A 26,618-nucleotide genomic window follows, 5' to 3' on the forward strand; every position below is an offset into this window, starting at 1 on the left:
CGGAGAGGACTATGTTAGATAAAACTGACCGTCACCTGCTGGATCTGTTGCAGCGTGACTGCACATTATCGCTTCAGGCGCTGGCCGATGCCGTTCATCTCACCACCACCCCGTGCTGGAAGCGCCTGAAAAAGTTAGAGGATGACGGTATCATCCGCGCGCGCGTGGCGCTGCTGAATGCTGAAAAGCTCGGCCTGGCGCTGACCGCCTTTATGTTTGTCAAAACGCAGCAGCACAGCAGCGAGTGGTATCAGCGCTTCGTCACGACGGTGCAGGGGATGCCGGAAGTCCTGTCGTTTTACCGCATGGCGGGCGAATACGACTATCTGCTGCGCATTCAGGTGGCGGATATGAAGCGTTACGATGACTTCTATAAGCGTCTGGTCAACAGCGTGCCAGGCCTGATTGATGTGACCTCCAGCTTCGCCATGGAGGAAATTAAATTCACCACGGCGTTACCCGTCGCCCCCTGAGGCAAAAGAAAGAGAACAGCGTAGTGCGATTATTCAGCCAGTTAAGTTGGTACTTTATCCGCGAGTGGCGGCGCTATCTGGGCGCGGTGACTCTCTTAATCATTATTGCGCTCCTGCAACTGTTGCCGCCGCATCTGGTGGGGGTGATCGTCGATGGCGTCACGCACCGCAGCATGAGCGCAGGCACCATTATGATGTGGATCGGCGTGATGCTGGGCACCGCCGTCGCGACCTATCTGCTGCGCTATGTCTGGCGCGTGCTGCTGTTTGGCGCGTCCTACCAGCTGGCCGTGGAGCTGCGCGAAGATTTTTACCGTCAGCTGAGCCGACAGCATCCCGCGTTTTATCTGCGGCATCGCACTGGCGATCTGATTGCGCGTGCAACCAACGATGTGGATCGCGTGGTGTTTGCCGCAGGCGAGGGCGTGTTAACTCTGGTGGATTCGCTGGTGATGGGCTGCGTGGTGCTGCTGGTGATGAGCCTGCAAATCAGCTGGCAGCTGACGCTGCTGTCGCTGGTGCCGATGCCGATTATGGCGCTGTTTATTCATCGCTATGGCAACCAGCTGCACGATCGCTTCAAGCTGGCGCAGGCGGCGTTTTCCAGCCTGAACGATCAAACGCAGGAGAGTCTGACCAGTATCCGCATGATTAAAGCCTTTGGTCTGGAGTCGCACCAGTCAGAGCAGTTTGCCGCGATTGCTCGCGACACCGGCGCGAAGAACCTGCGCGTGGCGCGCGTCGACGCCCGTTTCGATCCCACCATCTATATCGCCATTGGCTTTTCTAACCTGCTGGCGATAGGCGGCGGCAGCTGGATGGTCTGGCACGATCTGCTGACGCTGGGGCAGCTCACCAGCTTTGTAATGTACCTCGGCCTGATGATCTGGCCGATGCTGGCGCTGGCGTGGATGTTCAATATTGTCGAGCGCGGCAGCGCCGCCTGGAGCCGCATAGGCGCGCTGCTGGCGGAAGCGCCTGCGGTAAAAGACGGCGAAAAAGAGTTACCTGCCGAGCCAGGCGTATTGCAGGCGGCAATACGGGAGTTTCACTATCCGGCCAGCGCTGGACCGGTGCTGCAAGACCTCGATTTTCAGCTGAAGCCGGGGCAGATGCTGGGTCTGTGCGGGCCGACCGGCAGCGGGAAAAGTACGCTGCTCAGCCTGATACAGCGCCACTTCGATATCGATCGAGGCGAGATCCGCTACCACAACCTTCCGCTGACCCAGCTGCGTATCGATAGCTGGCGTCGTCGTCTGGCGGTGGTCAGCCAGACGCCCTTTCTTTTTTCCGACAGCGTAGCGAGCAATATCGCGCTGGGCAAACCTGAGGCCAGCCAGCAGGAGATCGAGCAGGCGGCGAAACTGGCCTGCGTGCACGACGATATTTTACGTCTGCCGCAGGGCTATGAGACAGAGGTCGGCGAGCGCGGCGTGATGCTGTCGGGCGGGCAGAAACAGCGTATCTCGATTGCGCGCGCGCTGCTGCTCAACGCGGAAATTCTTATTCTGGATGACGCGCTGTCGGCGGTTGATGGCCGCACCGAGCATGACATTCTGCATAACCTGCGCCTCTGGGGCAAAGGCAGAACCCTGATTATCAGCGCGCATCGCCTGTCGGCGCTGACGGAGGCTAACGAAATTCTGGTGCTGCAACAGGGCAAGGTCGCACAGCGCGGAGAGCATGAGGCGCTGGCGGCGCAGCCAGGCTGGTATCGCGATATGTATCGCTATCAGCAGCTTGAAGCCGCGCTGGATGATGAAGAAGAGGCGGTTAAAGGGGCATCCCATGGCGAAGTCTAAACGCTTATGGCCGACGTTAAAGCGGCTGCTGGCCTACGGCAGGCCGTGGCGCAAATCGCTGAGCGTGGCGGTGGGCATGTTGTGGATCGCGGCGGCGGCCGAAGTTACCGGACCGGTGCTGGTCAGCTACTTTATCGATCGCCTGGTGGCGAAACATCAGATGCCCTGGGGGATTGTCGCCGGGCTGGTGGTGAGCTTTATCCTGCTTCAGCTGCTGGCGGCGGGGCTGCACTATTTTCAGGCGCTGCTGTTTAACCGCGCGGCGATTGGCGTGGTGCAGCGTCTGCGCAGCGACGTTATGGACGCGGCGCTGCGTCAGCCGCTCAGCGCTTTCGATACCCAGCCGGTCGGGCAGATCATTTCGCGCGTCACCAACGATACCGAAGTGATCAAAGACCTCTACGTTACCGTGGTGGCGACGGTGCTGCGCAGCGCCGCGCTGATTGGGGCGATGATGGTGGCGATGTTCAGCCTCGACTGGCGCATGGCGCTGGTAGCGATGGCTATTTTTCCGCTGGTGCTGGCGGTAATGCTGATTTATCAGCGTTACAGCACGCCGGTTGCGCGCCGCGTGCGCAGCTATCTGGCGGACATAAACAACGGCTTTAACGAAGTCATCAATGGAATGAGCGTGATCCAGCAGTTTCGCCAGCAGGCGCGCTTCGGCGAACGCATGAACGAAGCCAGCCGATCGCACTATCTGGCGCGAATGCAGACGCTGCGCCTGGACGGTTTTTTGCTGCGTCCGCTGCTCAGCCTGTTTTCCGCGCTGATCCTGTGCGGCCTGCTGATGCTGTTTAGCTTCTCGTCGCCGGGCGTCTTTGAAGTCGGGGTGCTCTATGCCTTTATTACCTATCTCGGCCGTCTTAACGAACCGCTGATTGAGCTGACCACCCAGCAGTCGATGCTGCAACAGGCGGTGGTGTCGGGCGAGCGTATTTTCGAACTGATGGATGCGGCGCAGCAGCAGTATGGCCGCGACTCGCGTCCGTTAACATCAGGACGCATTACGCTGCGGCAGGTCAGTTTCGCCTATCGTGCCGACCGCGACGTTCTGAGCGACATTAACCTCGATGTCCCCTCACGCAGTTTCGTGGCGCTGGTAGGGCATACCGGCAGCGGGAAAAGCACGCTCGCCAGCCTGCTGATGGGCTATTACCCGGTGACGCGCGGCGAAATTCGACTCGACGATCGTCCTGTCAGCGAGCTGAACCATCAGACGCTGCGCAGCGGCATTGCTATGGTTCAGCAGGATCCGGTGGTGCTGGCCGATACGCTGCTGGCTAACGTTCGCCTTGGGCGCGACATCAGCGAAGAGGCGGTGTGGCAGGCGCTGGAGCAGGTGCAGCTTGCCGGGCTGGCGCGCAGCCTGGCGCAGGGCATTCACACGCGACTAGGCGAGCAGGGCAATAATCTGTCAGTGGGGCAGAAGCAGCTGCTGGCGCTGGCGCGCGTGCTGGTTGAAATGCCGCAGATTTTAATCCTCGACGAGGCGACGGCGAATATCGACTCCGGCACCGAACAGGCTATTCAGCAGACGCTACGCCAGCTGCGTCAGCACACGACCCTGGTGGTCATCGCCCATCGACTGTCGACGATTACCGAGGCGAATACCATTCTGGTGCTGCATCGCGGTCAGGTTGTCGAGCAGGGCGATCACGCCGCGCTGCTGGCGCGTCAGGGCCGATACTGGCAAATGTACCAGTTGCAGCAGGCGGGGGATGAACTCGCGTCGGGCAAGGCCGTCACCGTCGCCTCCTGAAATGCACCTTTTTTGCGCGCAATTATCAGAATGTTCCGTATCCCTGCACTTCTTTGAGGCCATAAGCACCAAAGAAGTGCAGCATCAGTGCTGACTCGTTTCGCTTTTTTCTCTCCCTTGTTTCCGCTGGCGATCGCAACCCGTGTCGCGCTGCATTTTGCGACGCGCGTCGCGTGCTTTTTCATTTCTGGCACAGCCTTTGCTTCTGTCACTGCATATCTGAGTTGACGCCTTTGTCTACTACCCGGAGGGGATGCAATGAAGCTGGTTACCGTGGTGATTAAACCGTTCAAGCTGGAGGATGTGCGTGAAGCGCTCTCCTCTATCGGTATTCAGGGGCTGACCGTCTCTGAAGTTAAAGGGTTTGGCCGTCAGAAAGGGCACGCTGAGCTTTATCGCGGCGCTGAGTACAGCGTGAATTTTCTGCCCAAGGTCAAAATTGATATCGCCATTGCTGATGACCAGCTGGACGAGGTGGTGGATGTGATCAGCAAAGCGGCCTACACCGGCAAAATCGGTGACGGCAAAATCTTCGTTGCTGAGCTTCAGCGCGTTATCCGTATTCGCACCGGTGAAACCGACGAAGCAGCGTTGTAATTTCGGCTAAGTAATCTGATGGGATGGAAAAAAATGAATAAAGCACTCACCTTGTTGGGCCTCATCAGCCTGGCGCTGTTACCGTCGCTGGCGATGGCTGCGCCTGCCGTTGCGGATAAGGCCGATAACGCATTTATGATGATTTGCACCGCGCTGGTGCTGTTTATGACAATTCCAGGGATTGCGCTGTTTTACGGCGGCCTGATTCGCGGCAAAAACGTGCTGTCTATGCTGACTCAGGTTGCAGTGACCTTCGCGCTGGTGTGCGTGCTGTGGATTGTCTACGGCTACTCGCTGGCGTTCAGCGAAGGCAACGCCTTCTTTGGCAGCTTCCAGTGGGCGATGCTGAAAAACATTCAGCTGACCGCGGTGATGGGCAGCTTCTATCAGTATATTCACGTGGCGTTCCAGGCGTCGTTCGCCTGTATCACCGTGGGGCTGATCGTCGGCGCTATCGCAGAGCGTATTCGCTTCTCCGCCGTGCTGATCTTTGTGGGCGTATGGGTCACGCTGGCCTATCTGCCGATTGCGCATATGGTGTGGGCGGGCGGCTTTCTGGCGCAGGACGGCGCGCTGGACTTCGCCGGCGGTACGGTGGTGCACATTAACGCTGCGGTCGCCGGTCTGGTCGGCGCCTATCTGGTAGGCAAGCGCGCGGGCTTTGGCAAAGAGGCCTTTAAGCCGCACAACCTGCCGATGGTCTTTACCGGTACGGCTATCCTCTATGTGGGCTGGTTTGGTTTCAACGCCGGTTCAGCTTCCGCCGCGAACGAAATCGCCGCGCTGGCTTTCCTCAACACCGTGGTAGCGACCGCAGGCGCGGTGCTTTCCTGGACTTTTGGCGAGTGGGCGTTGCGCGGTAAACCTTCGCTGTTAGGCGCCTGTTCAGGCTTTATCGCCGGTCTGGTCGCCATCACGCCAGCCTGTGGCTACGTGGGCGTCGGCGGCGCGCTGATTATTGGTCTGGTAGGCGGTCTGGCTGGCCTGTGGGGCGTGACCTCGCTGAAGAAAATGCTGCGCGTGGACGACCCGTGCGACGTATTCGGCGTACACGGCGTTTGCGGCATCGTCGGCTGTATCCTGACCGGCGTGTTTGCCTCCTCATCGCTGGGCGGCGTCGGTTATGCCGAAGGCGTAACCATGGGCCATCAGGTATGGATTCAGCTGCTCAGCGTAGCCATTACCATCGTCTGGTCTGCCGTGGTGGCCTTTATCGGCTTTAAACTGGCGGATATGATTGTCGGTCTGCGCGTCCCTGAAGAGCAGGAGCGTGAAGGTCTGGATGTGAACAGCCACGGCGAGAACGCTTACAACCAGTAAGCCGTCGGGGGCAGAAGAGCAGGGCGCGACAGAGTAAACATCAAAGGGGCGAAGATTCGCCCCTTTTTTTGTTTTGCATGGCTCGCGTGCAAAGGCGAAAACCGCCTGCGAGCTTGCAGCCTTCCCTCGTCAAATCCGCGCGCGGCGCGCTTAAAAAGGCGCCTGACGCGCTGGCGTCTCAGGCAGGGTTCTCCTCAGCCATCGCTTTTTTCGCGCGCTGAAAGGCTATTCGCTGCGCTGGCGCATAACGCCTTCCTGCACCGTCGAGGCGACCAGCACCCCCTGCTGGTTATAAAACTCCCCACGCACAAAACCGCGCGCGCCAGACGCTGAGGTGCTGACTACGCTATACAGCAGCCAGTCGCTGAAGTTGAACGGACGGTGAAACCACATAGAGTGGTCAATGGTAGCCACTTGCATATCCGGCTCCAGAAAGCCTTTGCCGTGCGGCTGTAGCGCGACCGGCAGGAAATTGAGATCGGAGGCGTAGCCCAGCAGATATTGATGAATGCGCAGGTCGGCAGGCAGGTTGCCGTTAGCGCGGATCCAGACCTGGCGTACCGGCTCATCCACGCGGCCTTTAAGCGGATTGTGGATCTGCACCGGCCTGATCTCTAACGGGCGTTCGGCGATAAACTTCTCACGCACCTTTTCCGGCAGCAGATGCGCCATCTTTTGCGCCAGGTCCTGTTCCGACGCCAGCGCGTCGGGTCCCGGCACGGCAGGCATCGCATTCTGATGCTCGAAGCCGCTTTCGGGAGCCTGAAACGAGGCGGTCATATAAAAAATCGGCTGGCCGTTTTGCACGGCGCTGACGCGGCGCGCGCTAAAACTTTTGCCGTCGCGCAGCGTTTCGACGTCATAAATAATGCCTTTTTTGCTGTCGCCCGGCCGTAAAAAGTAGCTGTGAAAGGAGTGAATAATGCGTTCTTCCGGTACGGTCTGTTTGGCCGCGTAAAGCGCCTGGCCCACCACCTGACCACCGAAAACCTGACGCAGGCCTAAATCTTCACTCTGGCCACGGAATAACCCCTCTTCCAGTTTTTCCAGATTCAATAAATTCAGCAGATTTTGCAGCGCCTGGCTCATAGTGCGATCCTCATGAAGTTAACCGGCTCAGTGTGAAAGATCCGACCAGTTTCCGTCAATGAAAGAGTGCGCCAGACGCAGCGCGGCTACAGACAGGAAATATCTGGATTTTATGCCAGGATTAAGCACATAAGGCGAGTGAAACGCTGTGCTATAAAATCGCAGCCAATAATCATAGTGTTCAGATGGAGACGACATCAATGAAACTCTGGCAAGTGGTAAGTGGTATTACGTTGATTGCAGCCGCCGCAGGCTGCGCCGATCACAGCAAACCGGTGCCGGTGCCGACGCTGGGGGCGAGCGCGCCGGGACAGCAGGCGGCGATTGCGCAACCTAATGTGAGCGGTTCTATCTATATACGTCAGCGCATCGCGCTGCCGCCGGATGCGGTGTTGACGGTTACGCTCTCTGACGCGTCAATGTCGGACGCGCCGTCCAAAGTTTTGTCGCAGCGTGCCGTTCATACGCAGGGCAAGCAGGCGCCTTTCCAGTTCGTGCTGCCGTTTAACCCGGCGGATATTCAGCCGAACGCGCGTATTCTGCTGAGCGCAGCCATTACCATTGATGGCAAGCTGGCGTTTATTACCGACGCGGTTAAGCCGGTCATCAATCAGGGCGGAACCAAAGCAGAGCTGCTGCTGGTGCCGGTGCCGCATACAGCGCTGCCTACGCAGCCGGGCGCGGTGACAACAGTGCCGCCGACCTCGCCGACACAGGTGACGCCGTCTTCTTCGGTTCCCGCACCAACCAGCCTGTAACCGGCTGACGGCGGGGCGGTGAAGCCCCGCCGTCAGGGTCGCCAGCGATACTGCTCCAGCGCAATGCGTCCGTCGTCGCTGACCTCAACGCCTTCTGCCGCCAGCGCATCGCGCTGCCTCAGCAGATCGTCGCCCTGTAGAGAGATCGCCCCGTGCCGGTTTATTACGCGATACCACGGCAGTAGGCTGCCAGGCGGCAAGCGACGCAGGACGCCGCCCACCTGGCGCGCAGCGCGCGGCGATCCTGCCAGCTGGGCAATATCGCCATAGGTGGCGACTTTACCGGGTGGAATAGCCGCGACAATGTGCCATACGCGCTGTTGAAAACTGTCTTGCGCATCCATAGCGAGACTCCGCCAGAGCAAAAGCGCTATTTTATCACAGGGACAATCAGGGGGAACGCCGGGCATTGTTCAAGAAAACAACGGTCATCGGGACGGCCCTTGCAATTGCCGGGTCCTTCCCTGATAATGCCCCCGCCTTCGCAAGAGGGCTTATCAATGGAGGCTCTGTTGGTCCTCCCGCAATGCTAACTTGTGAACTCGGTCAGGTCCGGAAGGAAGCAGCCGCAGCAGGTGACGCGTGTGCCGGGATGTGGCTGGCAGGGCCTCCACCATTTTCACGCCGCAAAAATCCCAGACATCTCTTTTGATAGCCATTCCATGGCCAGCGACGACTGTTATTCAAAAAAAGAAGGGTGTGCTACATCAGAAGAAAGGAAAACAACAGGTTAACGCACAAACTTCCATACCGAACCGGGTACTTTATCGTAAAGCTTATTCATAGTGAGTTCAGCCAGGCGATGATCGGCAGCCGAGTAGAATACCGCCAGTTCATCATCGGATAATTCGTACTTATTCTTTTCAATAACGCGTTCAAGCGTGTCGATAGAGCGGCAGCGTCTCAGCCGCATCAAATAATCAGTTTTAGTCAAAGCTTGATTGTTCATAAATAAACCGGTCTCATGTTTACCTAAATGGAATGGCTGGGTTGCTGAAGGTCAGCGCACTCTTCACTAAAAAGATTAAATAAGCGACGGGCAGAACGCTGCCACCGATTCAGATCCTGAGCATTGATACCATAATTACTGAATAGCATAAAAGTATCGTCAAGATAGTCATCGATTTGCGTTATCAACGCTTCATCTTCAGCATGCTTTATTTTGTAATTCATCGTGAAAGAAGCAATGTGCTCAATCAAATCATTGAGCTGCAAATTGCTCTCTGAAGTAGGGTCGTTAACCCAGCCGTGATGGCTGTCGGTTAGCGTCGCCATACTTTCATCGAACAGGCTCTCGCACAGGAATTTAAGCTGGGCAATATCATGCCGTTTCGGCGAGTACTCGTCCATCTTTTTCCCCTCCATAGCTTGCACGGATGCCGCAGTGCGGCGAGTTAAGGTTTAGCGGCCAGGAAGCGGTTTTGAATAGCGTATAGATTTTAAGGACACATTAAATATAAGACACAATCATTAGATTTGCTCACCTCAATTACCAAATATTACAATTCGTCAGCGGGCGAGGGAGGCTGATTGTCAATCAGCTCAAACTCAAGTACGCCGGGGAGAAGCCGAAACGAAACTTGCTCTTCACGCGTAAAGGTTTCGTTTAAATCCAGACAAGGACTAAATATATGTCCATCAAATTGATAAAGCATTTTAAAACGATTACTGGCTAACTTTTCAACAGACTTAATTTTAAAACTCTCAGGAAGTAACTGGGCATGGGGAGAGTACCACTGTAAATCACCTGCCAGAGGCTGCGCTATTTTGGGAATATTCCGTTGGATAAACGCTATTAATTCTGGAAGGTCCGGGTTGTCAGGACAGATATTAGTTGCGAGCTGAAAAGACATCTCTTTTTCCGGTTCAGTAGATTGTTAAACCGATCATTGGGCTTGTGCAACCACTTTGCAACGTTTCTCTGCGCGCCATAACCTATTGCTGCTATTTGCCTGCTCTTTTCCTTTATCAAATCAGACGAATGCCATCATAAATCTCCTCTTTACCACTCTGTGCGGATACTTTTTGAAACAAATTGACGGTCATAACCCACCGGCATTCAGGATAGAGTATTGTTATGTTATAACGTAATGAGGTGGTTATGGGGCAGAGTGGGATGCTGTTATCGCTGGGCGGACGCCTGGCTATGGCGCTGGTCATTATCGCGCTGCTGGCGCTGACAATGTTATGGGGAATGGCAGCGTGATGCGTTTCAGGCAACTTCAGGCCGGCTATCAGGGCGTCGCCGTCACGCCGGTCATTAATGCGCAAATCGCGCCGGGCAGCATGACGGCGCTGGTCGGCGCGAACGGCAGCGGAAAATCAACGCTGCTGAAAACCATCGCCGGTTTGTTAAAGCCGGTCGCAGGAAGCTGTGAGCTGGCGCTACCCCGTAAGGCCGTGGGCTGGATGCCGCAGCGTAGCGAGCTGGAAACGCGGTTTCCTTTAACCGTTTTCGAACTGGTTTCAACAGGCTGCTGGTCGCGCTGCGGCTGGTCCGGCGCTATCAGTCGCGCTATGCGAGGCGAGATTGACGCCGCGCTGGATGCGGTGGAAATGGGTGAATTCGCCGATGCGCAGCCCGCCACCCTGTCAGGCGGCCAGCTTCAGCGCGTGCTTTTCGCGCGTTTATTACTGCAACACAGTCGGCTATGGCTGCTGGACGAGCCGTTTAACGGCATCGATAACCAAACGGTGAAACTGCTGATGTCTGTTTTGCAACGGCAACAGCAGGCGGGTACGACGCTGCTGGTCGTGCTGCACGACCGCCCGCTGGTGGAGCGCTACTTCAGCGACGTGCTGTCGATAGATGCCCCTGGTTGCGTCCATAACGGCGAAGCCGCGGCCTTGCTGCGGAGTCTGGCGTCATGACGTTAATCCAGCCCTTAATAGAATTTGGTTTTATGCGGCGCGCGCTGGTCGCCTGCGTGGCGCTGGCCGTCAGCGCCACGCCGCTCGGCGTTTTTTTATCGCTGCGGCGTATGAGTCTGATCGGCGATGCGCTGTCACATGCCGTGCTGCCGGGAGCCGCTATCGGCTATCTGATGTCTGGCCTGTCGCTGGTGGCGATGGGCATCGGCGGGGTGATCGCCGGGCTGGCGGTGGCGCTGCTCTCCGGCGCGGTAAGCCGCTATACCCCGCTGAAAGAGGATGCCAGCTTTGCCGGTTTTTATCTGGGTTCGCTGGCGCTTGGCGTCACGCTGGTTTCACTGCGCGGCTCCAGCGTCGATCTGCTGCACGTTCTGTTCGGCTCGTTGCTGGCGGTGGATAACCCGGCGCTGCTGCTGGTCGGCGCCATCGCCGCCTTTACGCTGCTGATGCTGGCGATCATTTACCGGCCGCTGGTGATTGACGCATTCGATCCTGATTTTTTACGCGCCCAGGGAAAATGGAGCGCTCCGCTGGTGCACGGCCTGTTCCTGATGCTGGTGGTGCTCAATCTGGTGGCGGGTTTTCAGGTGCTTGGCACGCTGATGTCGGTCGGGTTAATGATGCTGCCCGCCGCCAGCGCCCGGTTCTGGAGTCGCCGTCTGGCATGGATGCTGGCTGTGGCGATGGGGCTGGCCATCGTTGCCGCCGCTGTCGGGCTGATGCTCTCCTGGCATTTCTCCCTACCGGCAGGGCCGGCTGTTGTACTCAGCGCTGCGCTGCTTTTTTTTCTTTCCATTCTGGCAGGACCATGCGGCGGCCTGCTGCGCCGCCATTAAACAGGGGTATTTATGAAGAAGTTTCCATTGAGTCTGGCCATTGGCGCGCTGCTGGTCAGCCCGCTATCGATGGCAAAAACCGTTAACGTCGTCGCCAGCTTTACGGTGCTGGCAGATATTGTGCAGCAGGTTGGCGGCGATCACGTTAAGGTCAAATCGCTGGTTGGCCCGGATGGCGATCCCCATACCTTTGAGCCAACCCCGCAGGACAGCCAGGCTCTGGCCAGAGCGGATGTGGTGTTCGTCAGCGGACTGGGTCTCGAGGGCTGGATGGATCGGCTGGTCAGCGCCTCCGGCTATAAGGGCGAGACGGTAGTGGCTTCGCGCGGCGTCGCGACGCGCAGCATGGAGGAAGAAGGGAAAACCATTACCGATCCGCATGCGTGGAACAGTATGCAAAACGGGGTAATCTACGCTACCAATGTAATGAACGCCCTGATCAACGCCGACCCGCAAGATGCGGATGCCATTCGCCGCAGCGGCGCACGCTATATTCAGCAGCTTCAGGCGCTGGACAGCTGGGCGAAAACCACACTGGCGGCGATACCGGCGGCCAGGCGCAAGGTGCTAACCAGCCATGACGCCTTTGGCTACTTTGGTCAGCGCTACGGCGTAACCTTCCTTGCGCCGGTGGGGTTCTCTACCGAAGCGGAAGCCAGCGCCAGCGACGTTGGCGGCCTGATTAAACAGCTTCAGACCGAGCATATCCAGACTTACTTTATTGAGAACCAGACCGATCCGCGCCTGGTGAAGCAGATTGCCAGCGCCACAGGCGCGCAGCCGGGCGGCGAACTCTATCCGGAAGCGCTGTCGCAGCCTTCCGGCCCGGCAGCTACCTACGTGGCGGCGTTCCGTCACAATGTGGAAACCATGACCCGCAGCATGAAATAAAAAAGGCCGGGGAGTTCCCCGGCCAGCTGTCACGACACATCCTAACGTTTTTTCTTTCTTCCCTGCACCGCTTTAAAACGCGGATTCGATTTACAAATCACGAAAACGCGTCCGTGGCGGCGAACAACTTTGCAATCCTTATGGCGCTTTTTTGCCGACGCCAGAGAGCTGAGCACCTGCATTTTTACTCACCTTGTTTTTTAAGAAAGCGGCCAAAGCGCTGGTTAAAGCGCGCGGCGCTTCCCTCTTTGGTGAAATCTTTCTGCTTGCCGGTGTAGTAGACGTGGGAAGCGGAAGAGACGTCCAGCGTCACATAGGGCAGGGTCTCACCTTCGAACTCAACGGTGCGCTCTGTTCTGATGGTCGAGCCGATTTTGAAATATTTATCAACGGTGGTGTCGTGGAACACCACGGGACGGTAAGCAGGGTGAATATTCGGTTTCATAACGCCTCGATTTGTTATGTTATAAAGTAACATTATTATGGTCCTCATCCAGGCGAAATGCAACCCTGCGTCATGATTAAGCGCACAGCCTGCTTACTCAGGGCAGAGGCTGGCGGCGGGCAGGGGCGCTAAAAAGCAGGGCGGGGACGAAGCCGGGCTGGCCGTGCTGGCGGGGTATTCCATCGTGGCTGGCACCGCTCGCAGAAATAAAAAAGGCCGCTTGCGCGGCCTTTTCGTATTACAGCATCAATTAATGTTGATGGCTCTGTTCGGTCGGATGACCTTTTTCCAGCTCCGCTTTGTTCTTGCTAAAGCGGCGGCGAACCACCACGAAGAACACAGGAACAAAGAAGATCGCCAGCGCCGTTGCCGTTACCATCCCGCCCATTACGCCGGTACCGACGGCGTTCTGCGCGCCGGAACCTGCGCCGGTGCTGATAGCCAGCGGCAATACGCCGAGAATAAAGGCCAGCGAGGTCATCAGAATCGGACGCAGACGCATACGGGATGCCTCCAGCGTCGCTTCCACCAGGCCTTTGCCCTCTTTCTCCATCAGATCTTTGGCAAATTCCACGATAAGAATGGCGTTCTTCGCCGACAGACCAATGGTGGTCAACAGGCCGACCACGAAGTAGACGTCGTTACTCAGTCCGCGCAGCGTCGTAAAGATCAGCGCGCCGATAACGCCCAGCGGGACAACCAGCATCACCGAGAAGGGGATAGACCAGCTCTCATACAGCGCCGCCAGACAGAGGAAGACGACAATCAGCGAGATCGCATACAGCGCCGGAGCCTGGTTACCAGACAGACGTTCCTGATAGGACATCCCCGTCCAGTCATAGCCAATGCCCGCAGGCAGTTTCGACGCCAGCTCTTCCATCAGGTTCATGGCGTCGCCAGAACTTTTGCCCGGCGCCGCCTGGCCCAGAATCTCCATAGACGGCAGACCGTTATAGCGTTCCAGACGCGGCGAACCATACTGCCACTTCGCCGAGGCGAAGGCCGAGAAGGGGACCATGGTGCCGCTGCTGTTGCGCACATACCATTTGCTGATGTCGTCAGGCAGCATACGGTCTTTGGCTTCGCCCATTACGTAAACCTTCTTCACACGACCGCGGTCGATAAAGTCGTTAACGTAGGAGCCGCCCCAGGCCGCGCCGAGCGTGGTGTTGATGTCAGAGAGCGACACCCCCAGCGCCTGCGCCTTCTCCTGGTCAATCGTCAGCTTGTACTGCGGCGTATCTTCCAGACCGTTAGGACGGACGCCAACCAGCGTATCGCTGTGCTGCGCCACCATACCCAGCAGCTGGTTACGCGCTTCGGTCAGCTTTTCATGACCCAGGTTGTTCTGATCGATCAGCTCAAAGTCAAAGCCGGTGGCGTTACCCAGTTCGATAATCGCCGGCAGGTTGAACGGGAACACCATCGCATCTTTGATCTGACCCAGCGCCTGCATGGCGCGTCCGGCAATAGCGGGCACCTTCAGGTCGCTGCCGCTGCGCTCATCCCAGGGTTTCAGGCTGACGAAGGCGATACCGGTGTTCTGTCCGCGGCCGGAGAAGCCGAAGCCGTTAACGGTAAACACCGACTGCACGCTGTCCTTCTCTTTATTAAGGAAGTAGTCCGTGACCTGATCCAGCACCTTCTGCGTACGCTCCTGCGTCGCGCCCGCAGGCAGCTGCGCCTGCGCCAGCAGCAGACCCTGGTCCTCTTCCGGCAGGAACGAGGTCGGCAGGCGCATAAACAGATAGGCCATGCCCACGACGATCACCAGATAGATCACCAGATAGCGGCCGGTGCTGCGAATGATATGGCCCACGCTGTCCACATAGTGGTTGGTGCTCTTGTCGAACAGACGGTTAAACCAGCCGAAGAAGCCTTTGGTCGTGCCGTGCTCGCCTTTTTTAACCGGCTTCAGCATGGTGGCGCAGAGAGCAGGCGTCAGGATCAACGCGACCAGCACCGACAGCGCCATCGCCGAAACGATGGTGATAGAGAACTGACGATAGATCACGCCGGTAGAGCCGCCAAAGAAGGCCATCGGGATAAATACCGCCGACAGCACCAGCGCGATACCCACCAGCGCGCCCTGGATCTGCTCCATAGAGCGGCGCGTCGCCTCTTTCGGCGGCAGCCCCTCTTCGGCCATAACGCGCTCGACGTTTTCAACCACGACGATGGCGTCATCCACCAGCAGGCCGATCGCCAGCACCATACCGAACATGGTTAGCGTGTTGATGGAGTAGCCGAAGGCGCTGATAATGGCGAAAGTGCCGAGCAGCACCACCGGCACCGCGATAGTGGGGATCAGCGTCGCACGGAAGTTTTGCAGGAAGAGATACATGACCAGGAACACCAGCACGATCGCTTCGAACAGGGTTTTCACCACTTCGAAAATCGAGATCTTAACGAACGGCGTGGTGTCGTACGGGTAAACCACTTTCAGGCCAGCCGGGAAGGTGGACTGCAATTTGGTCAGCTGCGCCTTCACTGCATTAGCCGTATCCAGCGCGTTCGCGCCGGTAGCCAGCTTAATACCGATACCGGAGGCCGGTTTGCCGTTATAGCGCGCAACCACCTCGTAGTTCTCGCCGCCCAGCTCAATTTTCGCCACGTCGCGCAGGCGAACCTGCGAACCGTCGGTATTGACCTTCAGCAGAATTTTGCCGAACTCGTCGGTCGAGGTCAGACGCGTCTGCGCGATAATCGAGGCGTTAAGCTGCTGATTCGGCGCGGCAGGCGCGCCGCCCAGCTGACCCGCAGCGACCTGGGCGTTTTGGGTGTTGATGGCGCTGATAACATCGACCGGCGTCAGCTGATAGTTATTCAGCTTCGCCGGGTCCATCCAGATACGCATCGCATACTGCGCGCCGAAGATCTGGGTGTCGCCCACGCCTGACGTACGGCTGATAGGGTCCTTGATCGTTGACGCCACGAAGTCGGCGATGTCGTTCTGCGTCATGTTGCCGTCATCGCTGACGAAACCCGCGACCATCAGGAAGCTGCTGGAGGATTTCTGAACCTGAATCCCCTGCTGCTGCACTTCCTGCGGCAGCAGCGGCATGGCCAGCTGAAGTTTGTTTTGCACCTGCACCTGAGCAATATCAGGATCGGTGCCGGATTCGAAGCTCAGGGTCAGCTGCAGGTTACCGGAAGAGTCACTGTTTGATGAGAAGTACATCAGCCCATCAATACCGTTCATATTCTGTTCGATAACCTGCGTTACGGAGTCCTGTAACGTTTTCGCATCCGCGCCGGGATAAGCAGCACGAATCTGCACGGCCGGCGGAGCAACGTTAGGGTATTGCTCGATCGGCAGCTTGAGAATCGATAACGCACCCGCCAGCATCACGATGATGGCGATTACCCACGCAAAGATGGGGCGATCGATAAAGAACTTAGCCATGTATCAACGGCTCCTGTTATGACGAAGATTTTTCAGCCTGAGGCTGAGATTGCGCACCGGCGTCGGATTTCTGTTCAGCCGCGACTTCCTGCGGCGTGACCTGAGCGCCTGGCTTAGCACGCTGAACGCCTACGCTGATTACGCGCTCGCCCTCTTTCAGACCGGACGTCACCAGCCACTTGTCGCCGATCGCCTGCGCGGCGTTGACGTTGCGCACTTCAACCTTGTTGTCAGCGCCCACAACCATAACGGTGGCCTGACCGGTCGGGGTGCGCGCCACGGCCTGCTGGGGCACCAGCAGCGCATTCGGGTTAGTGCCTTCCTCCAGACGCGCGCGGACGAACATGCCCGGCAGCAGACGGTGATCCGGGTTCGGCATAATGGCGCGCAGCGTGATCGAGCCGGTGGTCTCATCCACGGTCACGTCAGAAAATTCCAGCGTGCCTTTCTGCGGCGCTTCGCTGCCGTCCGGCATCAGCAAGGTAACGCTGGCTTTGCCGTCCACCTGCTTGAGCTGACCAGACTCCAGCTCGGCGCGCAGACGCATAAAATCATCGCTGGACTGGGTGACATCGACATACATCGGGTCCAGCTGCTGCACAGTGGCCAGCGCGGTAGACTGCGCACTCTGCACCAGCGCCCCTTCGGTCACGGAAGATTTACCGATACGGCCGCTGATCGGCGAGGTGACTTTGGTATAGGCGAGATTGATACGGGCGGTTTCGACGTTGGCTTTAGCAACCTGCACGGCAGCGGCGTTCTGCGCGGCGGTGGCAACGGCGTTGTCGTAATCCTGCTGACTGATATATTTGGTGCCGAGCAGCGGCTTGTAGCGGTTGACCGTCAGCTGCGCGATGCGCGCATTGGCTTCGGCCTGCGCCAGATCGCCTTTCGCGCTGTCATAGCTTGCCTGGTAAGTGGCAGGATCGATCTGATAAAGGGATTCACCCGCTTTAATATCGCTGCCTTCTACAAAATTGCGCTTCAGAATGATACCGGAAACCTGAGGTCGTACTTCCGCCACGCGATAGGCCGAGGTACGGCCCGGCAATTCCGTGGTGATCTTCAGGGGTTCGCTTTTCAGGGTCACCACGCCGACTTCAGGCGGATGTTGCTGGGCGGCTTGCTGGGATTTATTATCATCACATCCTGTTAACACAAAGCTGCCTGAAAGCATCAGGACGGCCGCCAGAGGCGCTAATCCTCTGTTTTTATTCATAAATAAACCTCTAGTGTCCGATATCAATTGATCAATGGATCACAAACCGATAAACCCATTGCTGCGCTAAAACCTGGGTCGTGCTATGGTACATACATTCACAAATGTATGTAAACTTGCCTGTCTGTAAAAAAAGTCCCCTATGGCACGAAAAACCAAAGCCCAAGCACTTGAAACACGTCATCAAATTCTTGATGCCGCTCTTGACCTGTTTTCATGCCAGGGCGTTTCTGCGACTTCACTGGCGGACATCGCGGCAGCGGCTGGCGTTACGCGGGGCGCGATATACTGGCACTTTAAAAATAAAGCCGATGTATTACACGAAATCTGGCTGCGCGCTGACGCTGGGCTTGACGATGTGGAACTTGAGTATCAGACAAAATACCCTGGCGATCCACTTTCTGTTTTGCGCGCAATGTTAATCTATATCTTTGAAGCGACAGCAAAGGATCCTCAGCGCCGCTCGCTGATGGAGATCATCTTCCATAAGTGCGAATTTGTCGGCGAAATGGCCGCGCTGCAAATTATGCAGCAAAGCCTGCTGAATGAGTGCTATGACAAAATAGAAGATGTTTTGAAAGAGTGCATCGAAGCCGGGCAGTTGCCTGCCGCACTGAACACGCGTCAGGCGGCGCTGCTGATGCGAGGCTATGTCAATGGCATGATGGAGAGCTGGCTGTTTACGCCAGACAGCTTCGACCTGGCGGCAACGGCGGGGCAAATTGTCGAAGCCTTGCTGGATATGCTGCGGCTCAGCCCCACGCTGGTGACGACCCGCTAGCGCTGCTGCTCGGCCGCGCGTTTTTTCTCAAAATCGCGCTGCACAATCGCCAGCGCTGCCAGCACCGTTTCCGCAGGCAGCCGGTTCTCCTCCAGCAGCTGAATTAAATCCACTGCCAGTTTGACTTCATCAGGCGCGTTTTCCAGCGACATTTTGGCTCCTCATATACGCAGTTTCGCCGCAACCAGCATCATCATCAACGCGCCGGCCAGCGCGACGCCGAGGGCGCCGGGATGAAATATCGCCAGTGAGCCGAGACCAAAATAGCTGGCGATATAGCCGCCGACCAGCGCGCCGATAACGGCCAGCACCAGGGTGGCGACAAAGCCGCCGGGGCGACCCGGCAACCAGAACCGCTTCAGCCAGCCTGTCACCAGGCCAGTGATAATCCAGCTTATGATCCCCATGTCAGACTCCTGAACCGATCGGGCTAAGTATAGGCGTCAGCGTGCCTCGCCGCGCAGCGAAAGCGCCCAGTCCACGGCATTAATCGCCTGACGGCAGCGCGCCAGACGGCCCTCCAGCACCTCCAGATCCTGCTTTAGCTGCCGCTGTACCGCCAGGCTCTCCGCCAGCGCCAGCCGCTGCTCGCGCTGATCGATCATCGCCTGTAGTCGTCGCTCATATTCGCGATACTCATCCAGCTTCTGCTGGCGTGGACCGGCGGCTGGCTGCTCATGGCGCGGCCGCAGCTGCTGAGTGCGGGCCTCTCGTTGCAGCGCGGCAATCTGGTTGAGCACTTTTTCCGCCAGCCAGGCGCGCTCTTGATCGTTGCCGCTGCTGCCCAGCAGATGAAGATTACGCTCGATCTCCCGCAGATAATCAGCCAGCCGCGTGCCGCTGGTGACAAACAGCTGCCTGTCGAAGCGCGGCGTGCGGCAGCGCCCGTCAGGATGCTGCGCGATCTGCGTCTGGAGCGCGCTCAGGCAGGCGGCCAGGCGCTGTTGGAGGGTGGCGAATGCCATTATCTTTTCCTTATCTGTGCTAACGTAGCGCGCATGCAAAAGATCCAGGCATTACTATGCAACGTATTCTGTTACTGACGCTCGGCTGGCTGGCCATCATACTTGGCGCGCTGGGCATTGTATTACCATTATTACCCACCACGCCATTCGTGCTGCTGGCGGCCTGGTGCTTCGCCCGATCGTCGCCGCGCTTTCACCACTGGCTGCTGTGGCGTTCGCCTTTTGGTCGCTATCTGCGTCACTGGCAGCGCCACCGCGCCATGCCGCCGGGAGCGAAAGGGCGCGCCATGGCCTTGATACTGGTGACTTTTGCCGTGTCGATCTGGCTGGTGAAAATTCTGTGGGTACGCGTCTTTCTTGGCGTAATGCTCTGCTTTTTACTGCTGATGATGTGGCGTATTCCTGTGGTGGCGGAATCGCCCGACGATCGCACGCCGCCGCGATAAGGTTGCATTTAGCCGACCATTTGCTTAGATTTGGGCATCTTCGTGCGTGGCTTCCCTTTTTTTACTCTCTGCGTCTGATTCATTTCGGAATCTGACGCTATGGAAGCTGCGCGATATAAAGTTTTTACCAGGCGTAACATTATGACCGCAACTGCGCAGCAGCTTGAATTAATTAAAGAGAGCATTAAAAGCATTCCGGACTACCCGAAACCCGGCATCCTCTTCCGCGACGTCACCAGCCTGCTGGAGGATCCGCAAGCCTATGCGGCGACTATCGCGCTGTTTGTTGAGCGCTACCGCGACAAGGGCATTACCAAAGTAGTCGGAACCGAAGCGCGCGGCTTTCTGTTTGGCGCGCCCGTCGCGCTGGCGTTAGGCGTTGGCTTCGTGCCGGTGCGTAAACCCGGCAAACTGCCGCGCGAAACCTTCAGCGAGTCCTACGAGCTGGAATATGGCACCGATGCGCTTGAGCTGCACAAAGACGCGATTAAGCCCGGCGACGTGGTGCTGGTGGTTGACGACCTGCTGGCCACTGGCGGCACCATCGAAGCGACGGTGAAGCTGATCCGTCGCGCAGGCGGTGAGGTCAACGACGCTGCGTTCGTGATTAATCTCTTCGATTTGACCGGCGAGTCTCGCCTGAAAGCGCTGGACGTCAACTGCTTCAGCCTGGTCAACTTCCCCGGTCACTGAGTGACAATGGCCTCGCCGCGCGCGAGGCCAGCAAGTGATAGGCAATGCCCGCCGTCGCTGTTAAACTACTGCAACGATATACAGGGGTTGCAGCGCGTCTGCGCTCGTCTTTCTAACCACATCCAGTGATCGAATCCACATGAGCTATCAGGTACTTGCGCGAAAATGGCGTCCCCAGGCATTTGCTGACGTAGTCGGTCAGGAACATGTCCTGACCGCGCTGGCGAATGGACTGTCACTGGGACGTCTCCATCATGCTTATCTCTTCTCCGGCACGCGCGGCGTGGGTAAAACCACCATTGCGCGCCTGCTGGCGAAAGGACTTAACTGCGAAACCGGCATCACCGCCACCCCGTGCGGAGAGTGCGTAAACTGCCGTGAAATCGAGCAGGGCCGCTTTGTCGATCTGATCGAAATCGATGCCGCCTCCCGCACTAAAGTCGAAGACACGCGCGATCTGCTGGACAACGTGCAGTATGCGCCCGCGCGCGGCCGCTTTAAGGTCTATCTGATCGACGAAGTGCATATGCTGTCGCGCCACAGCTTTAACGCGCTGTTGAAAACGCTGGAAGAGCCGCCGTCGCACGTCAAATTTTTGCTGGCCACCACCGATCCGCAAAAGCTGCCGGTCACTATCCTGTCTCGCTGCCTGCAATTTCATCTTAAGGCGCTGGACGTCGAGCTGATCCGCAATCAGCTCGATTATGTGTTACAGCAGGAGCAGATTGAAAGCGAACCGCGCGCCTTGCAGCTGCTGGCGCGCGCGGCCGATGGCAGCATGCGCGACGCGCTCAGCCTGACCGATCAGGCGATCGCTATGGGGCAGGGCGCGATCAGCGGCAGCGTGGTCAGCCAGATGCTCGGCACGCTGGACGATGAGCAGCCGCTGGGCCTGATTGAGGCGCTGGTGGACGGCAGCGGCGAACAGGTCATGACGCTGCTTAACCAGGCCGCCTCGCGCGGCGGAGAGTGGGAGGCGCTGCTGGTTGAGATGCTGCGCCTGCTGCACCGTATCGCCATGGTGCAGCTGTTGCCCGCCTCTATTAATGATGAAGAGGAAAGCCATGCGCCGCGCCTGCGCGAGCTGGCGCGCATCGTGCCCCCGGCGGACGTGCAGCTTTACTATCAGACGCTGCTGATGGGGCGCAAGGATCTGCCGCTGGCTCCCGACCGCCGTATGGGCGTGGAGATGACGCTGCTGCGCGCGCTGGCCTTCCATCCGCATACGGCGATTGCCGAGCCGGTGGCGCGTCCCGCGATGACGCCGCAGGCCGAGCCGCCGCCAGCCGTCGCCCAGTCGCCGGCGGCGAGCGCTGCTGTCCGACCGCAGGCGTCGAACGCTGCCGCCCAGCCGCAGCACGCGGCCGCCGCGGCCCAGCCGCAGATGGCGCCGCCGTCCGTGTCGCCGCCGGTCGCCGCGCCGCCTGCCGCCGCGCCGGACGGACCCCTTTCCGATACCACCAGCCAGCTCCTGGAGGCGCGCACTCAGCTGCTGCGTCAGGGAGTCAGCAAAGCAAAAAAGAGTGAGCCGGCGGCGTCCCTGACGCGGCCGGCCAACTCCGCGCTGGAGCGCCTGGCTTCCGTCACTGAGCGCGCGCAGGCGCGTCCGCGCGAAGCCGCGCCAGAGAAAAAAGAGGCCTACCGCTGGAAGGCGCAAACCCAGGTGGAAGCGACGCCAGAGCCGGTCGCCACGCCAAAAGCCTTGCGTTCGGCGCTTGAGCATGAGAAAACCCCTGAGCTGGCGGCGCGCCTGATGGAAGAAGCCCAGCAGCGCGACGCCTGGGCCGCTGAAATCGCCACGCTGCCGCTGCCGAAGCTGGTGCAGCAGCTGGCGCTTAACGCCTGGAAAGAGACCACGGAGCAGGGGGTTTGCCTGCATCTGCGCTCCAGTCAGCGTCACCTGAACTCTGCCTCAGCGCAGCAGGTTCTCAGCGCGGCGCTAGGCGATGCGGCCGGTAAGCCAGTTGAATTGACTATCATTGAAGATGATAATCCTGCGGTATTGACGCCACTGGAGTGGCGGCAGGCCATTTACGAAGAGAAGCTGGCGCAGGCGCGTCAGTCTATTATTAGCGATACGCACATTCAGACGCTGCGTCGGTTTTTCGACGCCGATCTGGATGAAGAGAGTATTCGACCCGTTTGACCACGCTGCCGCTGTCTCATGGATAGCGATGCGGCCTTAGCTGAGAGAGAAAACTATGTTTGGTAAAGGCGGACTGGGCAACCTGATGAAGCAGGCCCAGCAGATGCAAGACAAAATGGCCAAAGTTCAGGAAGAGATCGCCGCGCTGGAAGTGACCGGCGAATCGGGCGCGGGCCTGGTGAAAGTCACCATCAACGGCGCGCACAACTGCCGTCGCGTGGAGATTGACCCCAGCCTGCTGGAAGATGACAAAGATATGCTGGAAGATCTGGTTGCCGCTGCCTTCAACGATGCCGCTCGCCGTATCGACGAAACGCAGAAAGAGAAAATGGCCTCTGTTTCCGCTGGCATGCAGCTGCCGCCGGGCTTTAAGATGCCGTTCTGATGCAAACCAGTCCACTGCTTGAGTCTCTGATGGAAGCGCTGCGCTGCCTGCCCGGCGTTGGGCCGAAGTCGGCGCAGCGCATGGCTTTTCAGCTGCTGCAACGCGATCGCAGCGGTGGCATGCGGCTGGCGCAGGCGCTAACGCGCGCCATGTCTGAAATCGGTCACTGCGCCGACTGCCGTACCTTTACCGAACAGGAAATTTGCACCATCTGCGCCAATCCCCGGCGTCAGCAGAATGGGCTGATTTGCGTGGTGGAGAGTCCGGCGGATATTCACGCCATCGAGCAAACCGGTCAGTTTGCCGGTCGCTATTTCGTTCTGATGGGGCATCTTTCTCCGCTGGACGGCATTGGTCCGCAGGACATCGGACTGGATCGTCTTGAGCAGCGGCTGGAGAAAGAAACCATCAAAGAGGTCATCCTCGCCACCAACCCAACGGTGGAAGGCGAAGCCACGGCTAACTACATCGCCGAGCTGTGCGGCCAGTATGGCGTTGACGCCAGCCGCATCGCCCACGGCGTGCCGGTAGGCGGCGAGCTGGAGATGGTTGACGGCACCACGCTGTCGCACTCGCTGGCTGGTCGCCACAAGATTACTTTCTGAACGCTTGCCGACGTCGTTAACGACGTCGGCTTGAAATTTTTCGCGCCATCCCCACATCAACCTCAACGTTCGTTTAACCTGATCCTGTTGAGGTAACAATGACCATGAAAGGACAAGAGACGCGTGGCTTTCAGTCAGAAGTAAAACAGCTTCTGCACCTGATGATCCATTCCCTCTATTCAAACAAAGAGATTTTCCTGCGCGAACTGATTTCCAACGCCTCGGATGCGGCCGATAAGCTGCGCTTCCGTGCGCTGTCGGACGCCAGCCTGTATGAAGGCGACGGCGAGCTGCGCGTGCGTCTCTCTGTTGACAAGGATAAACGCACCCTGACGCTGTCAGACAACGGTATCGGTATGCGTCGCGATGAGGTGATTGAAAACCTGGGCACCATCGCCAAATCAGGCACCAAATCTTTCCTTGAATCCCTCGGCTCAGACCAGGCGAAAGACAGCCAGCTGATCGGCCAGTTCGGCGTGGGCTTCTACTCGGCGTTTATCGTGGCGGACAAAGTCACTGTGCGCACGCGCGCAGCCGGCGCGGCGGCGGATGAGGGCGTATTCTGGGAGTCGGCGGGCGAGGGCGAATATACCCTGGCCGACATCAACAAAGCCGATCGCGGCACCGAAATCACCCTGCACCTGCGCGAAGGCGAAGATGAGTTCCTCGATGCCTGGCGCGTGCGCAGCATCATCGGCAAATATTCCGATCATATCGCGCTGCCGGTCGAGATTGAGACCAAAGACGCCGAGAGCGACACCACCAGCTGGGAAAAAATCAACAAAGCCCAGGCGCTGTGGACGCGCAACAAAGCGGAAATCAGCGACGAAGAGTACAACGAGTTTTACAAACATATTGCCCATGACTTCAGCGATCCCGCCATCTGGAGCCACAACCGCGTAGAGGGCAAGCAGGAGTACACCAGCCTGCTCTATATTCCGTCGCGCGCGCCCTTTGATATGTGGAACCGCGATCACAAGCATGGTCTGAAGCTCTATGTGCAGCGCGTCTTTATTATGGACGACGCCGAACAGTTTATGCCGAACTACCTGCGCTTCGTGCGCGGCCTGATCGACTCCAGCGACCTGCCGCTGAACGTCTCGCGCGAAATTCTCCAGGATAGCCGCGTGACCCAGAGCCTGCGCGCCGCGCTGACGAAGCGTACCTTGCAGATGCTGGAGAAGCTGGCGAAGGATGACGCAGAGAAATATCAGACCTTCTGGAAAGAGTTTGGTCTGGTGCTGAAAGAGGGACCGGCGGAAGACAGCGCTAATCAGGAAACCATCGCGAAACTGCTGCGCTTCGCCTCAACGCACAATGACAGCGCCGAGCAGACGGTGTCGCTGGAAGATTACGTCAGCCGCATGGTGGACGGGCAGGAGAAGATCTACTACATCACCGCCGACAGCTATGCCGCCGCGAAGAGCAGCCCGCATCTGGAGCTGTTCCGTAAAAAAGGCATTGAGGTGCTGCTGCTCTCCGATCGCATCGACGAGTGGATGATGAGCTACCTGACCGAGTTCGACGGCAAAGCCTTCCAGTCGGTCAGCAAGGCGGATGAGTCGCTGAGTAAGCTGGCGGATGAAGAGAGCGAAGAGCAGAAAGAGGCCGAGAAAGCGCTGGAGCCGTTTGTGGAGCGCGTGAAAACGCTGCTGGGCGACCGCGTGAAAGAGGTGCGTCTGACCCATCGTCTTACCGACACGCCGGCTATCGTCACCACCGATGCCGACGAGATGAGCACGCAGATGGCGAAGCTGTTCGCGGCGGCAGGCCAGGCGGTGCCGGAAGTGAAGTATATCTTTGAAATCAACCCGGACCACCAGCTGGTAAAACGCGTGGCGGACACCCAGGATGACGCGCGCTTCGGCGAATGGGTCGAGCTGCTGCTGGATCAGGCGCTGCTGGCTGAGCGCGGCACGCTGGACGATCCTAACCAGTTTATCCGCCGCATGAACCAACTGCTGACGGCGTAAGCCTGGCCCGGCGTCGTCACGGCGCCGGAGGCCATGCACGGCAGCGCAGACGAAAAGCCGCGCGCCAGCATGTTGCGGAGCAGGCGAGCAGGGCGCGCGATTGCGCGTTCAGCGCCAGCCGCGTAGCGTGAAAAAGACAAAAGGCCGGTGCAGACGCACCGGCCTTTTTACGTGGCAGAGGCGCCGCCGCGGGTAGCCGGATCGCCTTTTGCTGAACGCCTACTGCTGCGCCGCCTCGCGCAGCCAGTCGCGAAACAGGGTAATTTCCCCGTCGTTGCGCCGCGACTCTTTGGTCATCATCCAGGTGGCGCGGTTGACGCGCGCAAAGCCGAGCGGAGCAATCAGCGAGCCTTCCTCCAGCTCTTTGCGCACCAGCAGGCGCGGCGCCACAATCACGCCCAGCCCGTTTTTCGCTGCCTGGATACCCAGCGTCAGCGTGTCGAAATGCTTTCCCGCCCAGAAATTGCCCGGTACGTCGGCGGCTTGCGACCACTCCGTCCAGGCATGCAGTCGCGTGTCCGCATGCAGCAAGGGAAGGGTGGCAATATCCTGCGCGCTGCGAAAGTGTGGGGCGAACAGCGGCGCGCAGAGAGGACCCACATAGTCATCGTCGATCAGCGTCGCGTCAATGTCGCCATCCGGCGGCTCCTCGTAGCTCAGGATTAGCACGTCTATATGCTCGCTGCGCAGCTGATCCAGCTCCAGCTGCGTCTGAAACTGAATTTCAATATCGGGGTGGCGCTGATAAAAGGTGCTGATACGTGGAATCAGCCACTGCGACAAAAAGCTGGGCGCGCAGGAGACGTTCAGATGGTGACGCATGCCGGTGCGGATACTGGCGCAGGTGGTCGAAAGCTCGCTAAAGGCCTTCTGGCAGCTGAGCAGCAGGCGCTCGCCGTGTGAAGTTAATTTCACGCGTCCGTTGGTGCGCACAAAAAGCGGTTTGCCCATCCAGCTCTCCAGCTGGCGAATCTGGTGGCTCACGGCGCTGTGAGTGACGTGCAGGCGTTCGGCCGCCACGCTAAAACTGCTATGTAACGCCGCCTGGTGAAAATGGTGCAGCGCCCTTAGCGGAGGTAGCCGGGTCATACTCATCCCCTGTGTAAAAACCTAACAGGGATTGTCAGTTTATATCATTTTAAAGTCCAGCCGCAT

Annotated in this window: 29 protein-coding genes, 1 other RNA gene and 1 other annotated feature; of the genes, 17 read left to right on the plus strand and 13 right to left on the minus strand. The window is 58.4% G+C overall.

Annotation, left to right across the window (positions count from 1 at the left end):
• The first annotated feature begins 11 nt into the window (after nt 1-11).
• From BBB56_RS03600 to amtB, 5 genes are all read left to right on the plus strand, one after another.
• Complete coding sequence (locus tag BBB56_RS03600) at nt 12-473, plus strand: Lrp/AsnC family transcriptional regulator (protein ID WP_123798881.1); 462 nt, start codon at nt 12-14, stop codon at nt 471-473.
• A gap of 23 nt (nt 474-496) precedes the next feature.
• Complete coding sequence (locus BBB56_RS03605) at nt 497-2,275, plus strand: SmdA family multidrug ABC transporter permease/ATP-binding protein (protein ID WP_123798883.1); 1,779 nt, start codon at nt 497-499, stop codon at nt 2,273-2,275.
• Nucleotides 2,262-4,037: a SmdB family multidrug efflux ABC transporter permease/ATP-binding protein gene (locus BBB56_RS03610; protein WP_123798885.1), complete on the plus strand. Its 1,776-nt coding sequence runs from the start codon at nt 2,262-2,264 to the stop codon at nt 4,035-4,037. Before BBB56_RS03605 ends, BBB56_RS03610 begins: the two co-directional genes overlap by 14 nt.
• Nucleotides 4,038-4,295: 258 nt before the next feature.
• Complete coding sequence (gene glnK, locus BBB56_RS03615; protein ID WP_003850469.1) at nt 4,296-4,634, plus strand: P-II family nitrogen regulator; 339 nt, start codon at nt 4,296-4,298, stop codon at nt 4,632-4,634.
• Nucleotides 4,635-4,667: 33 nt separating this feature from the next.
• On the plus strand, nt 4,668-5,954 hold the full coding sequence (gene amtB / locus BBB56_RS03620; protein WP_123798887.1) for an ammonium transporter AmtB: 1,287 nt from the start codon (nt 4,668-4,670) through the stop codon (nt 5,952-5,954).
• Nucleotides 5,955-6,179: 225 nt separating this feature from the next.
• Here the strand turns inward: amtB and tesB are convergent, their stop codons facing one another.
• Nucleotides 6,180-7,043, minus strand: coding sequence for an acyl-CoA thioesterase II (gene tesB / locus BBB56_RS03625; RefSeq protein ID WP_123798888.1), 864 nt, complete (start codon nt 7,041-7,043; stop codon nt 6,180-6,182).
• Nucleotides 7,044-7,243: 200 nt separating this feature from the next.
• Here tesB and BBB56_RS03630 point away from each other — a divergent pair, with 200 nt between their 5' ends.
• Entirely contained in the window at nt 7,244-7,801 is a 558-nt protein-coding gene (locus BBB56_RS03630; protein WP_123798890.1) for a YbaY family lipoprotein, read from the plus strand.
• Nucleotides 7,802-7,833: 32 nt separating this feature from the next.
• On the opposite strand, the gene BBB56_RS03635 is transcribed toward BBB56_RS03630, so the two are convergent.
• Nucleotides 7,834-8,145: an MGMT family protein gene (locus BBB56_RS03635; RefSeq protein ID WP_123798892.1), complete on the minus strand. Its 312-nt coding sequence runs from the start codon at nt 8,143-8,145 to the stop codon at nt 7,834-7,836.
• Nucleotides 8,146-8,311: 166 nt separating this feature from the next.
• On the opposite strand from BBB56_RS03635, the gene ffs reads away from it, so the two are divergent.
• Nucleotides 8,312-8,408, plus strand: an RNA gene (gene ffs, locus BBB56_RS03640) — signal recognition particle sRNA small type.
• 123 nt (nt 8,409-8,531) lie between these two features.
• Here ffs and hha read toward each other — a convergent pair.
• The 3 genes from hha to BBB56_RS03655 form a co-directional block, all read right to left on the minus strand.
• Nucleotides 8,532-8,750 carry a hemolysin expression-modulating protein Hha gene (gene hha / locus BBB56_RS03645; protein ID WP_123798894.1) on the minus strand — a complete coding sequence of 73 codons (219 nt, stop codon included), beginning with the start codon at nt 8,748-8,750 and terminating at the stop codon, nt 8,532-8,534.
• 23 nt (nt 8,751-8,773) lie between these two features.
• Nucleotides 8,774-9,151: an Hha toxicity modulator TomB gene (gene tomB / locus BBB56_RS03650; protein WP_123798896.1), complete on the minus strand. Its 378-nt coding sequence runs from the start codon at nt 9,149-9,151 to the stop codon at nt 8,774-8,776.
• A gap of 149 nt (nt 9,152-9,300) precedes the next feature.
• Nucleotides 9,301-9,654, minus strand: coding sequence for a hypothetical protein (locus tag BBB56_RS03655; RefSeq protein ID WP_123798898.1), 354 nt, complete (start codon nt 9,652-9,654; stop codon nt 9,301-9,303).
• Between the two features lie 349 nt (nt 9,655-10,003).
• Between BBB56_RS03655 and BBB56_RS03660 the strand changes: the two genes are divergently transcribed.
• The 3 genes from BBB56_RS03660 to BBB56_RS03670 are packed head-to-tail and all read left to right on the plus strand — an operon-like array spanning nt 10,004 to nt 12,399.
• The gene (locus tag BBB56_RS03660) at nt 10,004-10,672 is read left to right on the plus strand and encodes a metal ABC transporter ATP-binding protein (protein ID WP_123798900.1); all 669 of its coding nucleotides are present in this window, start codon (nt 10,004-10,006) and stop codon (nt 10,670-10,672) included.
• A complete protein-coding gene (locus BBB56_RS03665) occupies nt 10,669-11,508 on the plus strand; it encodes a metal ABC transporter permease (protein ID WP_123798902.1) in 840 nt (279 codons plus the stop codon). Before BBB56_RS03660 ends, BBB56_RS03665 begins: the two co-directional genes overlap by 4 nt.
• A gap of 12 nt (nt 11,509-11,520) precedes the next feature.
• On the plus strand, nt 11,521-12,399 hold the full coding sequence (locus tag BBB56_RS03670) for a metal ABC transporter substrate-binding protein (RefSeq protein ID WP_123798904.1): 879 nt from the start codon (nt 11,521-11,523) through the stop codon (nt 12,397-12,399).
• 41 nt (nt 12,400-12,440) lie between these two features.
• Here the strand turns inward: BBB56_RS03670 and ykgO are convergent, their stop codons facing one another.
• From ykgO to BBB56_RS03690, 4 genes are all read right to left on the minus strand, one after another.
• Complete coding sequence (gene ykgO, locus BBB56_RS03675) at nt 12,441-12,581, minus strand: type B 50S ribosomal protein L36 (RefSeq protein WP_123335743.1); 141 nt, start codon at nt 12,579-12,581, stop codon at nt 12,441-12,443.
• 2 nt (nt 12,582-12,583) lie between these two features.
• A complete protein-coding gene (locus BBB56_RS03680; RefSeq protein ID WP_123798906.1) occupies nt 12,584-12,844 on the minus strand; it encodes a type B 50S ribosomal protein L31 in 261 nt (86 codons plus the stop codon).
• Nucleotides 12,845-13,094: 250 nt separating this feature from the next.
• Entirely contained in the window at nt 13,095-16,250 is a 3,156-nt protein-coding gene (locus BBB56_RS03685; protein WP_123798908.1) for an efflux RND transporter permease subunit, read from the minus strand.
• A 16-nt stretch (nt 16,251-16,266) separates the two neighbouring features.
• Nucleotides 16,267-17,469, minus strand: a complete 1,203-nt coding sequence (locus BBB56_RS03690; protein WP_123798910.1) for an efflux RND transporter periplasmic adaptor subunit — start codon at nt 17,467-17,469, stop codon at nt 16,267-16,269.
• Nucleotides 17,470-17,611: 142 nt separating this feature from the next.
• Here BBB56_RS03690 and acrR point away from each other — a divergent pair, with 142 nt between their 5' ends.
• Nucleotides 17,612-18,250, plus strand: coding sequence for a multidrug efflux transporter transcriptional repressor AcrR (gene acrR, locus BBB56_RS03695; RefSeq protein ID WP_123798912.1), 639 nt, complete (start codon nt 17,612-17,614; stop codon nt 18,248-18,250).
• On the opposite strand, the gene rsmS is transcribed toward acrR, so the two are convergent.
• Genes rsmS through priC form a run of 3 tightly spaced genes read right to left on the minus strand, consistent with a single transcriptional unit; the run spans nt 18,247 to nt 19,215 of the window.
• Nucleotides 18,247-18,402: a pleiotropic regulatory protein RsmS gene (rsmS, locus tag BBB56_RS03700; protein WP_123798913.1), complete on the minus strand. Its 156-nt coding sequence runs from the start codon at nt 18,400-18,402 to the stop codon at nt 18,247-18,249. The genes acrR and rsmS overlap by 4 nt on opposite strands.
• 9 nt (nt 18,403-18,411) lie before the next feature.
• A complete protein-coding gene (locus BBB56_RS03705; RefSeq protein WP_123798915.1) occupies nt 18,412-18,657 on the minus strand; it encodes a GlsB/YeaQ/YmgE family stress response membrane protein in 246 nt (81 codons plus the stop codon).
• Nucleotides 18,658-18,693: 36 nt separating this feature from the next.
• On the minus strand, nt 18,694-19,215 hold the full coding sequence (priC, locus tag BBB56_RS03710; protein WP_123798917.1) for a primosomal replication protein PriC: 522 nt from the start codon (nt 19,213-19,215) through the stop codon (nt 18,694-18,696).
• Between the two features lie 56 nt (nt 19,216-19,271).
• Between priC and BBB56_RS03715 the strand changes: the two genes are divergently transcribed.
• The 6 genes from BBB56_RS03715 (at nt 19,272) to htpG (ending at nt 25,463) form a co-directional block, all read left to right on the plus strand.
• Nucleotides 19,272-19,661 carry a DUF454 family protein gene (locus tag BBB56_RS03715; protein WP_123798919.1) on the plus strand — a complete coding sequence of 130 codons (390 nt, stop codon included), beginning with the start codon at nt 19,272-19,274 and terminating at the stop codon, nt 19,659-19,661.
• A 141-nt stretch (nt 19,662-19,802) separates the two neighbouring features.
• On the plus strand, nt 19,803-20,354 hold the full coding sequence (apt, locus tag BBB56_RS03720; RefSeq protein ID WP_123798921.1) for an adenine phosphoribosyltransferase: 552 nt from the start codon (nt 19,803-19,805) through the stop codon (nt 20,352-20,354).
• A gap of 139 nt (nt 20,355-20,493) precedes the next feature.
• The gene (dnaX, locus tag BBB56_RS03725) at nt 20,494-22,500 is read left to right on the plus strand and encodes a DNA polymerase III subunit gamma/tau (RefSeq protein WP_123798923.1); all 2,007 of its coding nucleotides are present in this window, start codon (nt 20,494-20,496) and stop codon (nt 22,498-22,500) included.
• Nucleotides 21,851-21,912, plus strand: a sequence feature (DnaX frameshifting element). It overlaps the preceding gene by 62 nt.
• Before the next feature lie 55 nt (nt 22,501-22,555).
• Nucleotides 22,556-22,885: a YbaB/EbfC family nucleoid-associated protein gene (locus tag BBB56_RS03730; RefSeq protein ID WP_081139342.1), complete on the plus strand. Its 330-nt coding sequence runs from the start codon at nt 22,556-22,558 to the stop codon at nt 22,883-22,885.
• Entirely contained in the window at nt 22,885-23,490 is a 606-nt protein-coding gene (gene recR / locus BBB56_RS03735; protein ID WP_123798925.1) for a recombination mediator RecR, read from the plus strand. The genes BBB56_RS03730 and recR overlap by 1 nt, the downstream gene beginning before the upstream one ends.
• A gap of 104 nt (nt 23,491-23,594) precedes the next feature.
• A complete protein-coding gene (gene htpG / locus BBB56_RS03740) occupies nt 23,595-25,463 on the plus strand; it encodes a molecular chaperone HtpG (RefSeq protein WP_199756187.1) in 1,869 nt (622 codons plus the stop codon).
• Between the two features lie 219 nt (nt 25,464-25,682).
• Here htpG and BBB56_RS03745 read toward each other — a convergent pair whose 3' ends face one another.
• Nucleotides 25,683-26,552 (minus strand): LysR substrate-binding domain-containing protein, encoded by an 870-nt coding sequence (locus tag BBB56_RS03745; protein ID WP_123798929.1) that lies wholly within the window; start codon nt 26,550-26,552, stop codon nt 25,683-25,685.
• Between the last annotated feature and the right edge of the window lie 66 nt (nt 26,553-26,618).

Source organism: Candidatus Pantoea deserta, assembly GCF_003813865.1.
In the GTDB taxonomy this organism is placed as follows: Bacteria; Pseudomonadota; Gammaproteobacteria; order Enterobacterales; family Enterobacteriaceae; genus Pantoea; species Pantoea deserta.

Bases quoted from the DNA above. Each gene is read 5' to 3' on its own strand.
- ykgO (WP_123335743.1), bottom strand. From the start codon at position 12,581: ATGCAGGTGCTCAGCTCTCTGGCGTCGGCAAAAAAGCGCCATAAGGAT.
- recR (WP_123798925.1), top strand. From the start codon at position 22,885: ATGCAAACCAGTCCACTGCTTGAGTCTCTGATGGAAGCGCTGCGCTGC.
- BBB56_RS03705 (WP_123798915.1), bottom strand. From the start codon at position 18,657: ATGGGGATCATAAGCTGGATTATCACTGGCCTGGTGACAGGCTGGCTG.
- apt (WP_123798921.1), top strand. From the start codon at position 19,803: ATGACCGCAACTGCGCAGCAGCTTGAATTAATTAAAGAGAGCATTAAA.
- dnaX (WP_123798923.1), top strand. From the start codon at position 20,494: ATGAGCTATCAGGTACTTGCGCGAAAATGGCGTCCCCAGGCATTTGCT.
- tesB (WP_123798888.1), bottom strand. From the start codon at position 7,043: ATGAGCCAGGCGCTGCAAAATCTGCTGAATTTATTGAATCTGGAAAAA.
- BBB56_RS03635 (WP_123798892.1), bottom strand. From the start codon at position 8,145: ATGGATGCGCAAGACAGTTTTCAACAGCGCGTATGGCACATTGTCGCG.
- tomB (WP_123798896.1), bottom strand. From the start codon at position 9,151: ATGGACGAGTACTCGCCGAAACGGCATGATATTGCCCAGCTTAAATTC.
- hha (WP_123798894.1), bottom strand. From the start codon at position 8,750: ATGAACAATCAAGCTTTGACTAAAACTGATTATTTGATGCGGCTGAGA.
- BBB56_RS03680 (WP_123798906.1), bottom strand. From the start codon at position 12,844: ATGAAACCGAATATTCACCCTGCTTACCGTCCCGTGGTGTTCCACGAC.
- BBB56_RS03685 (WP_123798908.1), bottom strand. From the start codon at position 16,250: ATGGCTAAGTTCTTTATCGATCGCCCCATCTTTGCGTGGGTAATCGCC.
- BBB56_RS03600 (WP_123798881.1), top strand. From the start codon at position 12: ATGTTAGATAAAACTGACCGTCACCTGCTGGATCTGTTGCAGCGTGAC.
- htpG (WP_199756187.1), top strand. From the start codon at position 23,595: ATGAAAGGACAAGAGACGCGTGGCTTTCAGTCAGAAGTAAAACAGCTT.
- BBB56_RS03670 (WP_123798904.1), top strand. From the start codon at position 11,521: ATGAAGAAGTTTCCATTGAGTCTGGCCATTGGCGCGCTGCTGGTCAGC.
- BBB56_RS03655 (WP_123798898.1), bottom strand. From the start codon at position 9,654: ATGTCTTTTCAGCTCGCAACTAATATCTGTCCTGACAACCCGGACCTT.
- BBB56_RS03665 (WP_123798902.1), top strand. From the start codon at position 10,669: ATGACGTTAATCCAGCCCTTAATAGAATTTGGTTTTATGCGGCGCGCG.
- BBB56_RS03715 (WP_123798919.1), top strand. From the start codon at position 19,272: ATGCAACGTATTCTGTTACTGACGCTCGGCTGGCTGGCCATCATACTT.
- BBB56_RS03690 (WP_123798910.1), bottom strand. From the start codon at position 17,469: ATGAATAAAAACAGAGGATTAGCGCCTCTGGCGGCCGTCCTGATGCTT.
- amtB (WP_123798887.1), top strand. From the start codon at position 4,668: ATGAATAAAGCACTCACCTTGTTGGGCCTCATCAGCCTGGCGCTGTTA.
- rsmS (WP_123798913.1), bottom strand. From the start codon at position 18,402: ATGTCGCTGGAAAACGCGCCTGATGAAGTCAAACTGGCAGTGGATTTA.
- glnK (WP_003850469.1), top strand. From the start codon at position 4,296: ATGAAGCTGGTTACCGTGGTGATTAAACCGTTCAAGCTGGAGGATGTG.
- priC (WP_123798917.1), bottom strand. From the start codon at position 19,215: ATGGCATTCGCCACCCTCCAACAGCGCCTGGCCGCCTGCCTGAGCGCG.
- BBB56_RS03630 (WP_123798890.1), top strand. From the start codon at position 7,244: ATGAAACTCTGGCAAGTGGTAAGTGGTATTACGTTGATTGCAGCCGCC.
- BBB56_RS03745 (WP_123798929.1), bottom strand. From the start codon at position 26,552: ATGACCCGGCTACCTCCGCTAAGGGCGCTGCACCATTTTCACCAGGCG.
- BBB56_RS03610 (WP_123798885.1), top strand. From the start codon at position 2,262: ATGGCGAAGTCTAAACGCTTATGGCCGACGTTAAAGCGGCTGCTGGCC.
- BBB56_RS03730 (WP_081139342.1), top strand. From the start codon at position 22,556: ATGTTTGGTAAAGGCGGACTGGGCAACCTGATGAAGCAGGCCCAGCAG.
- acrR (WP_123798912.1), top strand. From the start codon at position 17,612: ATGGCACGAAAAACCAAAGCCCAAGCACTTGAAACACGTCATCAAATT.